Annotated in this window: 14 protein-coding genes; 6 read left to right on the forward strand and 8 right to left on the reverse strand. The window is 70.8% G+C overall.

Going from position 1 to position 15,302, the window contains the following annotated elements:
* Nucleotides 1-591: 591 nt before the first annotated feature.
* The 3 genes from DI272_RS09760 to DI272_RS09770 all read right to left on the reverse strand — a co-directional run bounded on the left by DI272_RS09760 (nucleotide 592) and on the right by DI272_RS09770 (nucleotide 3,941).
* The gene (locus DI272_RS09760; RefSeq protein WP_181387136.1) at nucleotides 592-2,409 is read right to left on the reverse strand and encodes a copper resistance protein CopC; all 1,818 of its coding nucleotides are present in this window, start codon (nucleotides 2,407-2,409) and stop codon (nucleotides 592-594) included.
* Between the two features lie 77 nt (nucleotides 2,410-2,486).
* Nucleotides 2,487-3,044 carry a YcnI family protein gene (locus DI272_RS09765; RefSeq protein WP_258314500.1) on the reverse strand — a complete coding sequence of 186 codons (558 nt, stop codon included), beginning with the start codon at nucleotides 3,042-3,044 and terminating at the stop codon, nucleotides 2,487-2,489.
* 36 nt (nucleotides 3,045-3,080) lie between these two features.
* Nucleotides 3,081-3,941 carry a hypothetical protein gene (locus DI272_RS09770; protein ID WP_258314501.1) on the reverse strand — a complete coding sequence of 287 codons (861 nt, stop codon included), beginning with the start codon at nucleotides 3,939-3,941 and terminating at the stop codon, nucleotides 3,081-3,083.
* Between the two features lie 568 nt (nucleotides 3,942-4,509).
* Between DI272_RS09770 and DI272_RS09780 the strand changes: the two genes are divergently transcribed.
* The 5 genes from DI272_RS09780 to DI272_RS09800 all read left to right on the forward strand — a co-directional run bounded on the left by DI272_RS09780 (nucleotide 4,510) and on the right by DI272_RS09800 (nucleotide 10,236).
* Nucleotides 4,510-6,189 (forward strand): chloride channel protein, encoded by a 1,680-nt coding sequence (locus tag DI272_RS09780; protein WP_109494969.1) that lies wholly within the window; start codon nucleotides 4,510-4,512, stop codon nucleotides 6,187-6,189.
* A gap of 97 nt (nucleotides 6,190-6,286) precedes the next feature.
* Entirely contained in the window at nucleotides 6,287-6,532 is a 246-nt protein-coding gene (locus tag DI272_RS09785; RefSeq protein WP_109494970.1) for a hypothetical protein, read from the forward strand.
* 4 nt (nucleotides 6,533-6,536) lie between these two features.
* On the forward strand, nucleotides 6,537-7,241 hold the full coding sequence (locus DI272_RS09790) for a DUF4396 domain-containing protein (RefSeq protein WP_109494971.1): 705 nt from the start codon (nucleotides 6,537-6,539) through the stop codon (nucleotides 7,239-7,241).
* A 160-nt stretch (nucleotides 7,242-7,401) separates the two neighbouring features.
* Nucleotides 7,402-9,339, forward strand: a complete 1,938-nt coding sequence (locus DI272_RS09795; protein WP_109494972.1) for a kelch motif-containing protein — start codon at nucleotides 7,402-7,404, stop codon at nucleotides 9,337-9,339.
* 150 nt (nucleotides 9,340-9,489) lie between these two features.
* On the forward strand, nucleotides 9,490-10,236 hold the full coding sequence (locus DI272_RS09800; RefSeq protein WP_109494973.1) for a DUF4142 domain-containing protein: 747 nt from the start codon (nucleotides 9,490-9,492) through the stop codon (nucleotides 10,234-10,236).
* A 31-nt stretch (nucleotides 10,237-10,267) separates the two neighbouring features.
* Here DI272_RS09800 and DI272_RS09805 read toward each other — a convergent pair whose 3' ends face one another.
* The 4 genes from DI272_RS09805 to DI272_RS09820 all read right to left on the reverse strand — a co-directional run bounded on the left by DI272_RS09805 (nucleotide 10,268) and on the right by DI272_RS09820 (nucleotide 13,715).
* Nucleotides 10,268-10,846: a hypothetical protein gene (locus DI272_RS09805; RefSeq protein WP_258314502.1), complete on the reverse strand. Its 579-nt coding sequence runs from the start codon at nucleotides 10,844-10,846 to the stop codon at nucleotides 10,268-10,270.
* 357 nt (nucleotides 10,847-11,203) lie between these two features.
* Nucleotides 11,204-11,788 carry a hypothetical protein gene (locus DI272_RS09810; protein ID WP_109494974.1) on the reverse strand — a complete coding sequence of 195 codons (585 nt, stop codon included), beginning with the start codon at nucleotides 11,786-11,788 and terminating at the stop codon, nucleotides 11,204-11,206.
* A 267-nt stretch (nucleotides 11,789-12,055) separates the two neighbouring features.
* Nucleotides 12,056-12,592, reverse strand: a complete 537-nt coding sequence (locus DI272_RS09815) for a MarR family winged helix-turn-helix transcriptional regulator (protein WP_109494975.1) — start codon at nucleotides 12,590-12,592, stop codon at nucleotides 12,056-12,058.
* A 34-nt stretch (nucleotides 12,593-12,626) separates the two neighbouring features.
* Nucleotides 12,627-13,715 (reverse strand): PP2C family protein-serine/threonine phosphatase, encoded by a 1,089-nt coding sequence (locus DI272_RS09820; RefSeq protein WP_109494976.1) that lies wholly within the window; start codon nucleotides 13,713-13,715, stop codon nucleotides 12,627-12,629.
* A 167-nt stretch (nucleotides 13,716-13,882) separates the two neighbouring features.
* On the opposite strand from DI272_RS09820, the gene DI272_RS09825 reads away from it, so the two are divergent.
* Nucleotides 13,883-14,401: a nitroreductase family deazaflavin-dependent oxidoreductase gene (locus DI272_RS09825; RefSeq protein ID WP_109494977.1), complete on the forward strand. Its 519-nt coding sequence runs from the start codon at nucleotides 13,883-13,885 to the stop codon at nucleotides 14,399-14,401.
* Between the two features lie 130 nt (nucleotides 14,402-14,531).
* Here the strand turns inward: DI272_RS09825 and DI272_RS09830 are convergent, their stop codons facing one another.
* The gene (locus DI272_RS09830) at nucleotides 14,532-14,996 is read right to left on the reverse strand and encodes a uracil-DNA glycosylase (RefSeq protein ID WP_258314503.1); all 465 of its coding nucleotides are present in this window, start codon (nucleotides 14,994-14,996) and stop codon (nucleotides 14,532-14,534) included.
* Between the last annotated feature and the right edge of the window lie 306 nt (nucleotides 14,997-15,302).

Raw genomic sequence — 15,302 nt, forward strand, 5'->3', positions numbered from 1 at the left:
GCGAGCGGAGGCCGCCGGAGAGACGACGACCGGACAGCCGAACTGAGGTCCATGGCTCTTCGGCGGGCAACCCATCATGTCGGAGTGGTGGATGAGTATGGCCGCGTGGGGACATCACCACCACCTCGCGATGCGCCGAGAGCGCTCCCGCCGTCTCCTGCTCACCGGCCGCCGCGCTCCTCGCGGACACCCGTTGGGGCCCCAGGCTGAACAGCAGAGGCAGCAGTCCTTGCGAGACGACCGTGCCACCGACGACCATCTCGACGCCCCGCTCCCGGAGCGCCAGCCAGCACCCGTCCGAGGCGGTCGCGACGAAGGCCAAGCCCACCGCCCACCACGGCAGGCGGTCTTCGGACGTCAGCGCGTGCCCCAGCGCCGTCGTCACAACGCAGACCGCCGCGAACACTGCGGCACGCACCGGCCGCAGAGCCGCGGGCGCACGCTCACCCGATGGCCGCGACGCGTGACACTGCCCAGGCACTGCACTCGGGGCATCGGGTGACTCCTCCTCGCAGGCAGGCTCCCGCTTCTTACGGGCCTTCGGAGGACAGCGTTCACCCGCATTCACGTCGCCGGGGGTTTTCCGGCCGCTCACGGGTTGATCTTCACGTTCCTCGACACTGTGACCTGGTCGATGTCGGAGACGCGGACGGTGGCCCGTATCGTCCAGGTCCCGGCGATCGGGAGGTCAAGGGTGTCGCTGCCCCAGTAGCCGCGCTGGTCGGCGAGCTGGGCGTCGAGCGGACCGACGCCGCGCGCGGACTGGGTGAAGGTCAGGCGCAGTTCGGGGATGGCGACGAGACTGCCGTCGGCGGCGAAGATCACGGCCTCGATCACGTTCCGGCCGACCCGGCCTGGCTCAAGGGTCACCTGCACCTTGCCGCGTCCGCCGGGTGTGCCCGTGTCGAACGGGATCAGCGTCAGTGTCACGTCAGGCTGTCCGGGCACCCTGGAGACCGTGTCGGCCGCCGCGCTCTCGACGGCGGCCCGCCCCGGCTGACTTCCCGTCAGCACGGTCGTGACCGCCAGCACCAGAACGCCCACCGCCACCTCGGCCAGGACGGACCTGCGCAGCCCACGCCAGTGGGTCCCACTCCCGGCCTCGCCCGCGCCGGGCCCTCCCGTCGTCGGGCCGGGCGGAGGACTGTGGTCGCCGCCGCCCACGGCGACCAGCAGCGCTTGCTCCCGGGGCACGGTCCAGAGCCGCTCGGTCCAGTTCCGCGAATACGATGCCGCCGTCAGCATCAGGACCACCGCCCCGATCTTCAGGGCGAGCAGCCTGCCGTACGAGGTGGTGAACGCGTCCCAGGAGCCGAGTCCGCGCCAGGACTGGTATACGCCGGTGGCCGCCAGCACCGCCACCGAGGCAAGGGCGAGCCGGGAGAAGCGGGCCACGGCGGCGGGCGGGAGCAATTCGTCGGCCGGTGCCCGGTACAGCACGAGGAGCAATGCGGTCAGCCCGCCGAGCCACACCGCCATGGCGAGCAGGTGCAGCACGGAGGAGACCATCGCCACGGGCACCTGGATACCCGCGGAGGCGTGGTCGGCCGCCGCCCAGGTCCCGGCCAGGCTGAGGGCGAGCGCGAGACCGACGACGGCCGAACGTCGGCCTGCCTGCCACACCGGCCGACCTCGCTTCAGCAGGAGTCCGGCGAACAGGAGCAGGACCAGCCGGGCCAGCAGGGCGATGCCCGGCCGACTGGCCACAGCGTCCTTCAGCAGCCGGGGGTCGAGCGTGCCACCGGGCCCGTCCCCGCTCGCGTACGGCCCGCGGAGCAGCAACAGCACGATCGTCGACAGCGTCACGGCCCACCACCCCGACAGCACTGGCCGGCACGCCACCCGCGCGGCCGCGGCCCCGGGACGGCACACCACGACGAACACCGCGCCGCCGATCAGCAGGGCCAGACCGGCGTAGGCGACATAGCGGCCGGCGCCGTAGAGCAGGTCGACCGCCGGGTCCACCGCCGGTTCTGGCCTCGCCTCGGCCCGAGTCGGAGAGGGTGCTCCGACGAAGAAGGTGAAGGCGCCGGAGACGGAATGGCTGTCCGCCGACAGCACCCGCCAGGAGACGGTGTACGTGCCGTCCTGAAGGTCGCCGGTCAGGGCTACCCGGGCGGTGTCCGCCACGCCGTCCGCGTGGGTGGGGTCGCCGGCGGTCACCGGCCGGCCGTCGGGGTCGAGCACGCGCACCGAGTCCTCGGCGAGTGCGACGGACTCGTCGAAGGTGACCGTCACCTCCTTCGGCGCCGACTTCAGCACAGTGCCCCCGCGCGGATCGCTGGAGGTCAGCACCGCGTGCGCCGAGGCGGGCGCGGCCCCGCCCAGCAGGGCGCCGGTCAGCACGGCGATCACGATCAGCAGTGCCCTGGTCACTCGGCCGTCTCGTTCGGTCCTGCGTCGTTCCATGTCATGTCTCCGGATGGGCTGCTGGTTCTCGGCCGGGCCGGACACGGGTGAGCGCGTCCGGCCCCGTTGCAAGGCGGTTACGGGTGCCGGTCTGCCGCTGCCCGAGGAGGCCCACCGCCTGACCGACCACCGGGCCCCGCTCCCAGGAGGAACGGCACGGCGATCAGCACAGCGGGCACACCGCCGCTCCGCGCGGCAGCCGTCTCGTGAGCGGGACCGGCGCTCGTCGCCGCTGCCGTCGTGGTGCGCTTCAACTTCAGTACAGGAGCGGGCCGTTCGGGCTCCGCGCCACCCGTCGACGGTTCGATCCAACGGGCGATCTCGCCGTCGCCGTAGGTGTCGACGGTCTTGAACACGAGCTGCCCGGCGTCCGGCAGCCGACGGATCCTGACCTTGTGTACGACGTCCACCTCGGTCCGCAGGGCGGGGCCCGCGACGCTGCAGCCGTCGGCTGCGGTTCGTGGCTTCCAGCCTCTCGGGGGGCCTCGGCGAGCGCGACGTCTCCGGGTGCGATGCCGTCGGGCAGGACGACACGCACCTGTGTGAAGCCGGCGCTGTCGGACTCGGCCTCGGAGACGAAGGTGGGGGTGACGTTCGGGCCAGGGCCCGCGGCGTGTCGGCCTCGACCTCCGCATGGGCGGAGGGGGGATCGGCCCGGTTCAGGACAGCCGTCAGCGCGGCGGCTCCGGCCACGGCGAGACGACCCGCCGCGCGGGCCGCACGGTGCACGGACACGGGGATGCTCCTTGCAGGGGAAGCCGGACAGCCCGAGAAGGCGGACCGGACGTGGAACCGGTCGGGACGGGGGCGTGTCCCGGAGGTCCCCTGCGCACCAGCGCGTTCCCGAGGAGCTGGGGCCTTGCCCGCACTGGTCGCGCGAGGCATTCGACGGGCGGCGCCACGGGCAGCGGGCGGACCTGAGTGCCGCCGGACAGTGAACGGACCCAGGAGCCAACGGCCGCCGCGACGCCTCTCACGGCATGCGCGATCCCCAGGGCGACCATCACGGCCGCGTCGGCGCGGTGCAGCAGCCAGACCACCGCCAGCGCGGAGAGCAGATGGACTGCGCTCATGGCGGCGGAGGCGTGGTGCCAGGTGTGTCCCTGGGCCGCGGCGGAGACCGCGTGACCGTGTTCGCCGCCCAGAGCGGGGTCCATCCCGCCCACGACGGTCAGCGTCAGGTGCACGGCGCCCTGCGCGGCGAGGGCGGATCCGAGGGCGGAGTACAGGGAGAAACCCCGACGGGCCGCGGGCCAGACAGCGGCGAACTGCGCTCCCGCCAGCAACAGTACGAACCGCCACGGCACCGCCTCGTCGGCGACCGCGTGGTGTCCGAGGGCGGCGATCACACTCCCGGCCAGGGCGAACACTCCGGCCCGGGCGCAGGTCGTACCACGGCCGGTCTCCGCCCGGCCGGGACGACGCGCGACGGTCGCGCTGCCCTCGCCCTGGATGATCTTCCCTCCTCCGCCCCGGCAGGTCCCTGGACCTGAGGGGATACGCGAGCGCCGTCCGCCGCGTTCACGCGCCAAGTGCCACCTGCCACGACCGGGTCGGTGTCCGGCCACAGACCAACGTTGGCGCAAGGCAAACACGGCAGGCATCAACCTACGCGCCCGATCGGCTTCGCCGGTCGTCACGTCCGCACTCCTCATCGCACTGACCGCCGGATGCACACACAGCAGCCCCACCGCCGCCCCCCACCCCCGCCCCTTCGGGGCGTCCGGCTCGCCCGGCGGAATCCCGCTGCTGAACGGGACCACCGTCACCTTCGGCGACGACGCCCCACACGTACTGTTCCGGCACGTGCACCGCGTCACGGCCCACCACACACTGCTAGTAGTACTCCAGTTCGAGGCCGCGGGACTTCTCCGGGTCCAGGCGCGGGTCGCCGTGGGTGAACCCGCGCCCGGACGAAGCGCCCCCTTGACACGTTTTGCATAATGCAAACATATGGAAGGGGAAGGAATGGGCACCACCCAGGCGGCCGGACCGGCGGCCCGACAAACGGCAGAACAGAACGAGCGGACCCGAACCACGAAAGACGCTCTCGCCCCCGCGCGCGGCACAGCAGGGTTGCGTACCGCCCCCTGGGGCCCGATGGCGCTCGCCGTGGTGGTCGGCGCCGGGGCGGGCGTCGGGTCGATCGTCTTCCGCTGGTGCATCACGGCCTTCACCCACCTCTTCTCCGGCCACGCGGACTACGCGGCCGCGCCCGGCACCGGCAACCCGCACGTGCCGTGGCTCGGCCCGTACTTCGTGCTGCTGGCCCCCGTGCTGGGCGGTCTGCTGTACGGGCCGCTGGTGAACCGGTTCGCCAAGGAGGCACGCGGCCACGGCGTGCCCGAGGTGATGCTGGCGGTCGCCCAGCGCGGCGGCCGTATCAGCCCGAAGGTCGCCGTGGTCAAGACGCTCGCCTCCGCCCTGACCATCGGCTCCGGCGGCTCGGTTGGCCGCGAGGGGCCGATCGTGCAGATCGGCTCGGCGCTCGGCTCCACCCTGGGCCGGGTGACGAAGGCGCCCGAGCACCGGATGAAGCTGCTCGTCGCGTGCGGCGCGGCGGGCGGCATCGCCGCGACCTTCAACGCGCCGCTGGCCGGGGTGTTCTTCGCCATGGAACTGATCCTGGGCACCTTCTCCGCGGAGGCGTTCGGCGCGACCGTCCTGGCCAGCGTCACCGCGAGCGTGATCGGCCGGGCCGCGTTCGGCGACGTCGCTTTCCTGACACTGCCCGCCTTCCACGTCGACCACTTCGCGCAGTACGGCCTGTTCGCCCTGCTAGGGGTGGTCGCCGCGGCGGTCGGTGTGGGTTTCGCCCGGGTGCTGTATCTGATCGAGGACGCCTGCGACTGGGTCTGGCGGGGCCCGGAATGGCTGCGCCCGGCGGCGGGCGGCCTGCTGCTCGGCCTGGTACTGCTCGCCCTGCCCGAGATGTACGGGGTCGGCTACCCGGTACTGGAGAAGGCGACCGGCGGCGGGTACGCGGTCGGCTTCCTACTGCTCTTGCTGGTCGGCAAGATGGTGGCCACCAGCCTGACCATCGGGATCGGCGGCTCGGGCGGGGTGTTCGCACCCAGCCTGTTCATCGGGGCGATGCTCGGCGCCGCGTACGGCACGGGCGTCCACCACTTGCTGCCCGGCGCGGCCGGCTCCGTGGGGGCGTACGCTCTGGTCGGCATGGGCGCGGTGTTCGCCGGGGCGGCCCGCGCACCGATCACCGCCGTGGTGATCCTGTTCGAGCTGACCGGCGAGTACTCGATCATCCTGCCGCTGATGCTGGCCATCGTCCTGGCCACCGCCACCAGCCGCCTGCTGACCCGCGACACGATCTACACCCTCAAGCTGCGCCGCCGCGGCATCGACCTCGAAGGCCCCGCGCCCGGAGCCCGGATCGGTGCCCAACAGGTGGGCTCCGTGATGGATCCCCTCCCTTCCTCACTGTCGGAGTCGACCGAACTCGCCGATGCCGCAGACTTGTTGGGTCTGTCCGGCTACGGCGCACTGCCGGTGGTCGACGAATCCGGGCGCTACGTGGGTGTCGTCACCGCTCAGGCGATCGCCGAAGCACTGACCGACCAGCCGGACGCGGCCCCGGCCAAGGTGGGCCAGCTGGCCGAGATGCCCGCCCCCGTCACAACCGACCAGCCCCTCGCGCAGGCCCTGCACACCCTGCTCTCGGCCGCGGGCACCGGCGTACCCGTCCTCGATCCCGCACACCGCGCACCGGTCGGCTGGCTCAGCCACCAGAGCGCGCTGCGCGCGGTGCACACGACCGCGTGAGCAGGCCCCGGAGGAAGACATCGAACCCTATATTGCACTGTGCAAAACTGGGTACTGGTGACCTCGACGGAACGGCCGTCCCCCAGGGAGGTGGACCATGCCCGCACGACACGTCCAGCGCGCCTACTCCTTCGCATGCCTCAATTGCGGACACGGCTGGGAGAGCACGTACGACATCGACCTGACGGTGGACCAGCACACTCGGATCACCGCCGTCTACCACCTCGGCGACCAGCGCGTGCCCTCGCCCCTTCAATCCCCGCAGTGCCCCGCCTGCGAGAGCCACAAAATACGCATCATGCGGCCGGGCCGAGCCGCGTCCGCACACCTGTACGAGACCTGAGCCCATGCAGCCGCACTTCCATCCCCCGGCCTGGCTGGAGGCGCTCGGCTGGGTGAGCCTGATCCTGGCCGGCGCGAGCGCACTGGCGATCGCTGCGGACATGACACTGCGCGGGGCACGCCAGCGCATGTGGATCATGCATGTGGTGTATCCGGTCACGGCCCTGTATTGGGGTCCCGCCACCCTGTGGTTCTACGCCGCTCACGGCCGACGCACCTCCCGCCCGGCGATCGAGGAACAAGGCGAGCCGGATTCGGAAAAACTGCCGGCGTGGGTGTCCTCGGCCAAGGCCATCAGCCACTGCGGCGCCGGGTGCGTTCTGGGCGACATCGCCGGCGAGTGGCTGGTCCACGCGACCGGCTTCACCCTCGCGGGCAAGCCGCTGTACGCGGACTTCCTGCTGGACTTCCTCTTCGCCTGGCTGCTGGGCATCGGCTTCCAGTACTTCACCATCGCCCCGATGCGCGACATCGGGCCTGGGCGGGCATTGTGGGCCGCCGTGAAGGCCGACACCCTCTCCATTGTGTCGTTCCAGATCGGCCTGTTCGCGGGCATGTGGCTCTACCAAGAAGTTCTCTTCGCACCGGGCCTGGCCAAGACGACCACGTCGTACTGGCTGTTCATGCAGCTCGCCATGGTCGCCGGATTCTTCACCGCCTGGCCGGTCAACGGCTGGCTGATCCGCGCCGGCTGGAAAGAGCGCATGTGATGCCGCCCCGAGCCGCGCCGGACTCGTGCGCGGACGGCCGCGTTGCTCTCATCGAGGTATTTTGCACAATGCAAACAAGCGTGTCGCCTCCACCACCCTGAACCGCCGCGGTAGTCCTCGGTAGGTCCAGGCCCGACCTACCATCGCGGAGGCACACCCGATGGCGCAACGCCCCCCACGCCGCACCACCCGCAAGACCCTGTTCGGCGTCGCGGCGTTCGTCGCGCTCGCCACGCTCAACGCCCCCGCCGTCGCGGGCTTCGCCCAGCATGCCTACCACCGCTGGGAGGTCAACCAGCCCGAGTACAAGGCGAAGTACGGCCACTGGGCGCTCGCCGACCTCCCCAAGAAGTACCAGCTGAACTCCATCCACGCGATCCTGCTGCACACCGGGAAGGTGCTGTTGATCGCCGGTTCCGGAAACAGCGTCAAGCAGTTCGACGGCGGTGTCTTCAGAAGCACCCTGTGGGACCCGACCGCCGACACCTTCAAGAAGATCGACACGCCGGCCGACCTGTTCTGCGGCGGCCACGCCCAACTCCCTGACGGCAACGTGCTCATCGCCGGCGGCACCGCCCGCTACGAGGTCCTCAAGGGCGACGTGAAGCGCGCCGGCGGCGCCATGCTGGTCAAGAACGAGGACCCTGACCGCGCCCGTACCTTCCCCAAGGGCACCGTCTTCCGCTCCCCGTCCGGGGTCGAGTACCGCTCCCGGTTCGCCGTCCGGGTGCCGCCCGCGAAGAAGACGCCCACCGGCCGGGGCGGCAACGTCAAGGTCACCGCCAGCGAGGCCCGGGTCTTCGTCGAGGCCGTCGACGAGGGCCCGCTGAGCATCACCAACACCACTGAGCAGTACGCCATTCAGGGACTGAAGGGCACGGACGCCGACAACCTCTACGGCATCGCCAACAAGCTCGGCCTCGACAAGAAGGACTTCCAAGGCATCAAGGACGCCTACGAGTTCGACCCGGTCACCGAGAAGTACACCAAGGTCGCCTCGATGCACGAGGCCCGCTGGTATCCGACCCTGACCACACTCTCCGACGGCCGGGTCCTCGCCGTCTCCGGCCTCGACGACATCGGCCAGGTCGTCCCCGGCAAGAACGAGCTCTACGACCCGCAGACGAAAACCTGGTCACCCGCCCCGACCCGCTACTTCCCCACGTACCCCTCCCTCTTCCTCACCGGCAGGCAGAAGGTCTTCTACTCCGGCTCCAACGCCGGCTACGGCCCCGCCGACAAGGGCCGCGAGCCCGGCCTGTGGGACCTCGGGACCAACACCTTCACCCCCATCGGCGGCCTCAAGGACCCGGACATCCTGGAGACCTCCTCCTCCGTGCTCCTTCCCCCCGCGCAGGACAAGAAGGTGATGGTGCTCGGCGGCGGGGGCGTCGGCGAGTCGCGGGCAGCCACCTCTCGAACCGCGATCGTCGACCTCGACGCCGAACGACCCGCCTTCACCACGGGCCCTCACCTGCCGATGAACACCCGCTACCTGAACAGCGTGATTCTCCCCGACGACACCGTGTTCACCACGGGCGGCAGCTCCGGCTACCGCGGTAAGGGCGCCAGCGACATTCTCAAAGCCCAGATCTACACCCCCGCGACAAACACCTTCGCACCGGCCGCCGAACCGTCCGTGGGACGCAACTACCACACAGAGGCCCTGCTGCTGCCGGACGGCCGCGTCGCCGTCTTCGGCTCCGACCCCCTATTCGCCGACAGGGCGGACTCGCGCCCAGGCCGCTTCGAGCAGCGCGTCGAGGTCTTCTCCCCGTCCTACCTCCACCACGGCGAGCGCCCGGACCTGGCCCTCGGCAGCAGAGTCGAGGTCGAACACGGCGGCCAGGTGGTCCTGCGCACCACCGATCCGACCGGCATCAGCCGCGTGCGGCTCATCCGTCCCGGTTCGACCACCCACGTCACCGACTTCGACCAGCGCTCCGTCGCCCTGGACATCACCCGGCGCGCCGACACGGAGCTCACCGTCAGCGTGCCCGACGACGCCTCCCTGGTCCCACCCGGCTGGTACATGGCCGTCGCCGTCAACGCCAAGGGGGTCCCGTCCCCCGCCACGTGGATCCATGTGTTCGCCTGAAACGAACGCACGGCCTCGCCGCCAGGCTCAAAAGCCACCGGTATGTGACCCACCCAACAAAGCGCAGTGCAAAATTTACCTAGTGCAATGAAGACTTCACAGCGCACCTTCGTACTCCCTGACACACGCTCGCTCACGTCAGGAGTCGCCATGCCCCTCTCCCGCAACTCGGCCGGGACGGTCATCATGGTCGGTGCGCTGGGTCTGACCCTCACCGCTCTCGCCTACCCCGCCATGCTGGGTGTCGACAACGCGGCGACGAACACGTCCCGGATCATCGCCAGCACGCAGTACGGGCCGTTGACCGAGGCCGACCGCGACTTCGTGGTCAAGGTGCGCGCGGCCGGGCTGTGGGAGTACCCGCTGGGGGAGATGGCCATGGAGCGGGGCACCACGAAGGAGATGAAGGAGGCCGGCGAGCACCTCGTCGTAGGCCACGCCGGGCTCGACCAGATGTGCCGCAGGATCGCCCCGGAGCTGAACATCACGCTGCCCAACCAGGCCAGCCCTCAGCAGCAGCAGTTCGTGGCGACCGTGGACTCCAAGCGCGGCAGGGAGTTCGACGTCACCGCGGTCGGCATCATGCGCGTCACGCACGGGCAGATCTTCCCGGTGATCGCCAAGATCCGCGCCAGCACCGAGAACACCCTGGTCCGCCAGTTGGCCGACCTGGCCAACGACACCGTCCTGGACCACATCACGGTCCTGGAGAACACCGGGCTGGTCAACCACCAGCAGGTCAACTTCCAGCAGACCACCCCGCCCAAGCTCCCCAAGGAGCAGCTGACCCCGCCCGCGCCCCAGCCCGGCGCTCCGTTGGTCGCCCTCACTCCCCGACCGGATCTGGACGTCAACACCAGCTCCCCGACGCCCACTCCCAGTCCCACCGTCCAGTGATCGGCGAGAGGGGCGGCCACCCTGCCGGCTGTCAGGACCCGGTGGGGGTCGGCAGAGCGGGAGAGGGAGACCAGGATGCGGGGCGCGAGAGCCGGTAGGAACGGACGACCGCGACCATGCTCGCGACGATCAGCGTGGCAGCCCAACCGCCGAGACCCCGTAGAGGGTCGGCCGGGGACGCACCCGCCTCCACACCGCGCGGAGCCACCAGCCCCCGCGAGTCGTAGGCAACGGCGAGTGTGTCGCCCGGCCGGGTGGTCTGCTCGCAGCCCCGCCAGATGCGCACCTTGAGCGGTACGCCGTCCTGGTCGGCCACCGAACACAGATAACGGCCGCGGCCGGAGACGGCTCCCGGCCCGCCCTCGACCGACGTCACCACCGCGGACTCCACTCGCCCCCGCTCCGCCAACACCACGCCCACAGCCGCCTGGGGCGCCTTGAGCGCGAGGCAGACGCCGAGCACGGCGACGATACCGACCAGCGCCCGCCCGGCGCGCACCACGCGAAGATAGAGCGCGAGGGCAGCCGCGCACACCAGACCGCCCTCGCCGTCCGCCAGCCCGGGAATCCCGTACCAGGCACCGGCGACCGCGGTGCCGACGATCGCCACCGCTCCGGCACACCCGACAGCAAGCGCTTCAGCCGCCAACCACCGAGGCGGCAGACCTACGAACTCGGCCGGCCCCCACACGGTGCTCCGCAGATGCGCCATCAGGTGCCGCTCCGGAGCGGGCAGGGGGCGACGCTGCCCGAACACGTCCGTCTCCCTCCCAGGTCCCTGCACATCCGCCGTTCCGGCCCGGCAGACGTACGGACCGCGCACACGCGGCCCGGCTGCCGAGATCGGGCAGCTTCGCCGCACTTTCACGATTCCCTTGCATTATGCAAAAGGTTCCCGACAGGGGGAAGCGCGGGCCGATGCCCGGCGCCTCTGGCTTGCCGCCGGGCCGGCATGGGGGTCACCCCGTCATGCCACCCGTTTCGATCCCTCCACTCCCGGCCGTGGCATGGCCGGCGACGCGGCCACAAGGACCAGAAACCCGCCCACGGCATGGAAGAGAGCCGCACCGGAAGCGAAGACACGTGCCTGAGCCTTGGACGCCTCGTGGTACTCGGCCTCCGAGAGCGCGACCCGCTCGCTGCGCAGCGTCGTGTTGTTCCACCGGGTGTAATAGTGACTGCCGAACTCGTCCGTCTTGGTGTCCCGCGCCTCGCCCCCGGCCGTCATGGCCAACAGCAGTGTGGCGAACACCACAGCGTAGGAGCACTTCAGACCGGTCGGCAGACTCCATACGAACCGGGCCATCCGGCCGCCGTTGCCCCTGCCGAGCAGGCTTCTGCCGCCCTCGGAGAACAGGACGCTCGCAAGGGCGACACCGACGACCGGGAAGATCGCGACGAACACGACGCCCACCGCGCCGAAGGGGACCTTGCGCGGGCCCGGCAACCATGTGGCCACCACGAGCAGCAGTGCCGCCACGCAGAGGACCCAGGCCATGACGAAGTGGACACGACCGACGCGCGACAGCCCGGCCAGTCCCATCTGGTTCATGCACGATCCCCCCGCTTTGTGCCGGTCCCTTCCGTGTTCCGGCGGCGCGTGCAGCATCGCGCGTGCGGGCAGCGGACGGAGGGCCCACCTCCGGCAACCTGCGGGCCCACTCGGTTCCGGATGCGAGCAACGAGACGCCGTCCGACCCGCGCACCGCTGCAGCCTCCGCTGTCGGTCAGGCCGTCCGGCCAGGCCCGGCCAGTCACTGGGCCGCCCATCGGCGACTGGAACCGACATCGTCTCCGGGGCCGCCGGGGCCGGTGGCGGTCAGGCGTCGTAGGCCACCGGGACGTCCACGGCCCAGCCCAGCGGGTGCGGTTCCGCATCGTCCAGCCCTGGAGCGGGAGGCTCGCCCCCGGCCTCGTTGAACGCGGCGAGCGCCTCGATGAGGGCCAGCCGCTGCGTCGGCCTGAGCCGTTCCACGATCCCGGCGATCTCGGTACGGCGCCGGGCCGTGACGTCCTCGACCGTGCGGCGCCCCTCCTCGGTGAGCTGAAGCAGGGTCTCGCGGCGGTTGGTGGGGTTGGCCTGCCGGTCGGCGAGGCCGGCCGCGATCAGCCGGTCGACCATCCGCATCGCGGTGGACGGCGCCACCTGGAGCAGGTCAGCGAGCGTGACCAGCTTGGTGGCCCCACGGGTGGAGAGCACCACGAGCATTCTGAACTGCGGGAGCGTCACCCGTTCCTCGACCTCGGCGAGGGAGCGGGCGGAGACCGCCACCAGCAGCCTGGACGCGGTCAGCACCGCACGCGTCACCACGTCGACATCATCCATCGCCCCCGAGGGGGTCTCACGCTCCGGCATAGGTCCTTTGTACCGTGCCGAACTCGCTGCTCACTCACGCGATGGGAACAGATTTTCCTTCCCCGTGACCGTGGTAGCGGAGCAGAAGCATCGCGGCGTCGTCATGGGGCGGTCCACCGGCGTGCTGGGCGAGATCCGCGCGCAGGGCCTCCAGGGCACGGTGTGCGTCGTGATCCTTCAGCAGGTGCGCGCGTTCTCCGACCGGGTAGAAGCGGCCGTCCTCGTCGCGGGCCTCGGTGACGCCATCGGTGTAGAGCAGGAGCTGCTCGCCGGGGCCGAAGTCCACTCGGTGGGGTGTCGGACCGTCGCTGCCGTGGGCACCCAGGCCCAGCGGGAGAGCGTAGGACGGCGGCTGCGGGAAGTCGACGCTGCCGTCCCGGCGTACGACCATCGGGGCCGGGTGCCCGTAGTTGAGGAAGACGGCCTCGTGACGTTCGCCGATCTCGGCGAGAATCGCGGTGACGAACTTCTCCCCCTCCAGCTCCCGGGCCACGCTGCGCTCCAGTCGCTCGCCGAGCCCCACCAGATCCGACTCGTCGTGCGCGGCCTCCCGGAAAGCGCCGAGGACGACCGCCGCGGTCTCCACCGCGGCCAGGCCCTTGCCCTGCACATCGCCCACAATCACCCGGATTCCGTGCGGCGAGGCCACCACCTCGTACAAGTCACCGCCGATGCGCGCCTCCGCGACCGCGGACGTGTACGACACGGCCGCCTGGAGCGGTCCGGCGGTCAGCGGGACCGGCCGCAGCAGCACCCGCTGGGCGACCTCCGCGATCGACCGCACGCTGGCCAGCTCACTCTCGCGCCGTGAGCGCATCACAGCCGCCGTGATCCCGACCCCGGTCACACCCGCCACCGACGCCAGCGCGGTGAACCCCCGCCGCTCCTCGAACAGTCCGTCGTACAGCCCGAGAGCCACGCACAACACCAGCGCCACGAGTCCGAACACCGCCGTACGACGCCACCCGCCGACCAGTCCGGAGAAGGCCGGCCCCAGCGACACCAGTGGGAGAAACCCGACTCCTGGGCCGGCCACCACGTCCATCACGGCGACCACCGCCATCACCACCGCCGGCATGCAGGACAGCACGGTCCAGCTCGACGGCGGATTCTTGTCGGTCATGACGCACTCCAGCGATGTCGCGGCCCTCGAGAGCCGCCTCCAGACCCTGCAGGCGCCCCTCCCCCACCTTTAGACTATGCAAAAGTGGCGCGCGCGAGGCGGTGCTCGCACCCGGTCCTTTACCCGATCGAAGCCGAGAACCGACATCCCCGACCCGCGGAGGCTCCATGGCCCACAGAGACACCACAGCCCGCCGTCCCCCGCTTCCCACCGGCTGGCGGCGCCTGGCCGCGCGGCTGCCGATCCTGCTCTTCCGCACCGGGCTCGGCTTCCTCTTCGGCAAACGACTGCTCCTGCTGCACCACGTCGGCCGGATCAGCGGCCTCGACCGCCTGGTGGTCCTGGAAGTGGTGTCCTACGATCCGGCGAACGCGAGCTGGATCATCGCCTCCGGATTCGGACCGAAGGCCGACTGGTACCAGAACCTGCGTGAACAGCCGAAGACCCTCATCCAGTTCGGCAACCGGCCGCACGCCGTCACCGCCCACTTCCTCACTCCGGACGAGGGCGCCGACATCATGGCCGACTATGCCCGTCGGCATCCCCGCACCGCCCACCGTCTGTGCGCGTACATGGGGCTGCCCGGCGGAGGCGAGGCGGCGTACCGCGCCGCCGGCCGCGCCATTCCCTTCGTGCGACTCGACGCCGACATCGGTCACCGTCAGCGCGGACGCGCACGCACGTGACGCCCCGGACGAGGTCTCCGGGGCGCCAGGCCGCGGAGGGCGCACAAAACCGGTCTCCGGCGTCCGACAAGGCCGGGGACTTTGCCGGGCTGCCCGCGCGAAAGCCCCGCGGACGCCGCTTTCGCAGCAGCTAGCGCTGAAGCAGCTTCGCCACCCGCTGATAGGAGTCGAGTCGCTGCTGTTCCCGGGCGGCCCGGACAGCGGGGTCGGGCGACCACAGGTCATGCCGACTGGGGTGATAGGTGCTGACAACCTCGAACCCGCCCTGCTCCATGAGCTGCGGATGGGCCTTCTCCAGCCGCCGCCAGGAGTCCTGGGCGTCGGCTCCCTGCAAGAGGACTACTTCGAGGCACGGAAGCAGGCCGAGGAGACGCGCCAGGACCGTCACTCCAGCCCGGCGCTCTTCGGCGTTGGGCGCACGGTTGATGTACCAGGGGTAGGCGTTCCAGGGCATGGTGTCGCGCGCCTCGATGCCGACGTCGGCGAAGCCCGCGCTCTGCCGTTCGGCGGTGGCGTCGTCGTTCTCTGTGCAGAGGAAGCCCGAGCCTGTGCCGTCCTGGGTTTTGGGGCCGGGGTCGCGGAGGACACTCAGCACGCGTGCCTCCGTGCCAGGGCGCCACCTACGGCATCCAGCCGCGGCCGTCCTGGTCGCGCAGCTCATCGACCATGTCATTGATCGCGCGCACATGCGGCGCGTATCGGTCTCTGTCCTGCTCGGCACGGAACGTGTCGTCCGCCATACGTCTCGCCACGTCGAATCTCCAAGCCCTCGGCTCGGTCGGCTCACCGTAGCGACGCCCTCCGACAAGCCCGCCGCCCGATCGGCATCCTGAAATGACCGAAGGGCTGGCGATCTCATTTTGCATCATGCAATGATCGACCTGGGGCCGACCCGACGGCC

The sequence above is a fragment of the Streptomyces sp. Act143 genome (genome assembly GCF_003143935.1).
Lineage (GTDB): Bacteria > Actinomycetota > Actinomycetes > Streptomycetales > Streptomycetaceae > Streptomyces.

Bases quoted from the DNA above. Each gene is read 5' to 3' on its own strand.
- DI272_RS09760 (WP_181387136.1), bottom strand. From the start codon at position 2,409: ATGGAACGACGCAGGACCGAACGAGACGGCCGAGTGACCAGGGCACTG.
- DI272_RS09765 (WP_258314500.1), bottom strand. From the start codon at position 3,044: ATGCGGAGGTCGAGGCCGACACGCCGCGGGCCCTGGCCCGAACGTCAC.
- DI272_RS09780 (WP_109494969.1), top strand. From the start codon at position 4,510: ATGGCGCTCGCCGTGGTGGTCGGCGCCGGGGCGGGCGTCGGGTCGATC.
- DI272_RS09785 (WP_109494970.1), top strand. From the start codon at position 6,287: ATGCCCGCACGACACGTCCAGCGCGCCTACTCCTTCGCATGCCTCAAT.
- DI272_RS09790 (WP_109494971.1), top strand. From the start codon at position 6,537: ATGCAGCCGCACTTCCATCCCCCGGCCTGGCTGGAGGCGCTCGGCTGG.
- DI272_RS09795 (WP_109494972.1), top strand. From the start codon at position 7,402: ATGGCGCAACGCCCCCCACGCCGCACCACCCGCAAGACCCTGTTCGGC.
- DI272_RS09800 (WP_109494973.1), top strand. From the start codon at position 9,490: ATGCCCCTCTCCCGCAACTCGGCCGGGACGGTCATCATGGTCGGTGCG.
- DI272_RS09810 (WP_109494974.1), bottom strand. From the start codon at position 11,788: ATGAACCAGATGGGACTGGCCGGGCTGTCGCGCGTCGGTCGTGTCCAC.
- DI272_RS09815 (WP_109494975.1), bottom strand. From the start codon at position 12,592: ATGCCGGAGCGTGAGACCCCCTCGGGGGCGATGGATGATGTCGACGTG.
- DI272_RS09820 (WP_109494976.1), bottom strand. From the start codon at position 13,715: ATGACCGACAAGAATCCGCCGTCGAGCTGGACCGTGCTGTCCTGCATG.
- DI272_RS09825 (WP_109494977.1), top strand. From the start codon at position 13,883: ATGGCCCACAGAGACACCACAGCCCGCCGTCCCCCGCTTCCCACCGGC.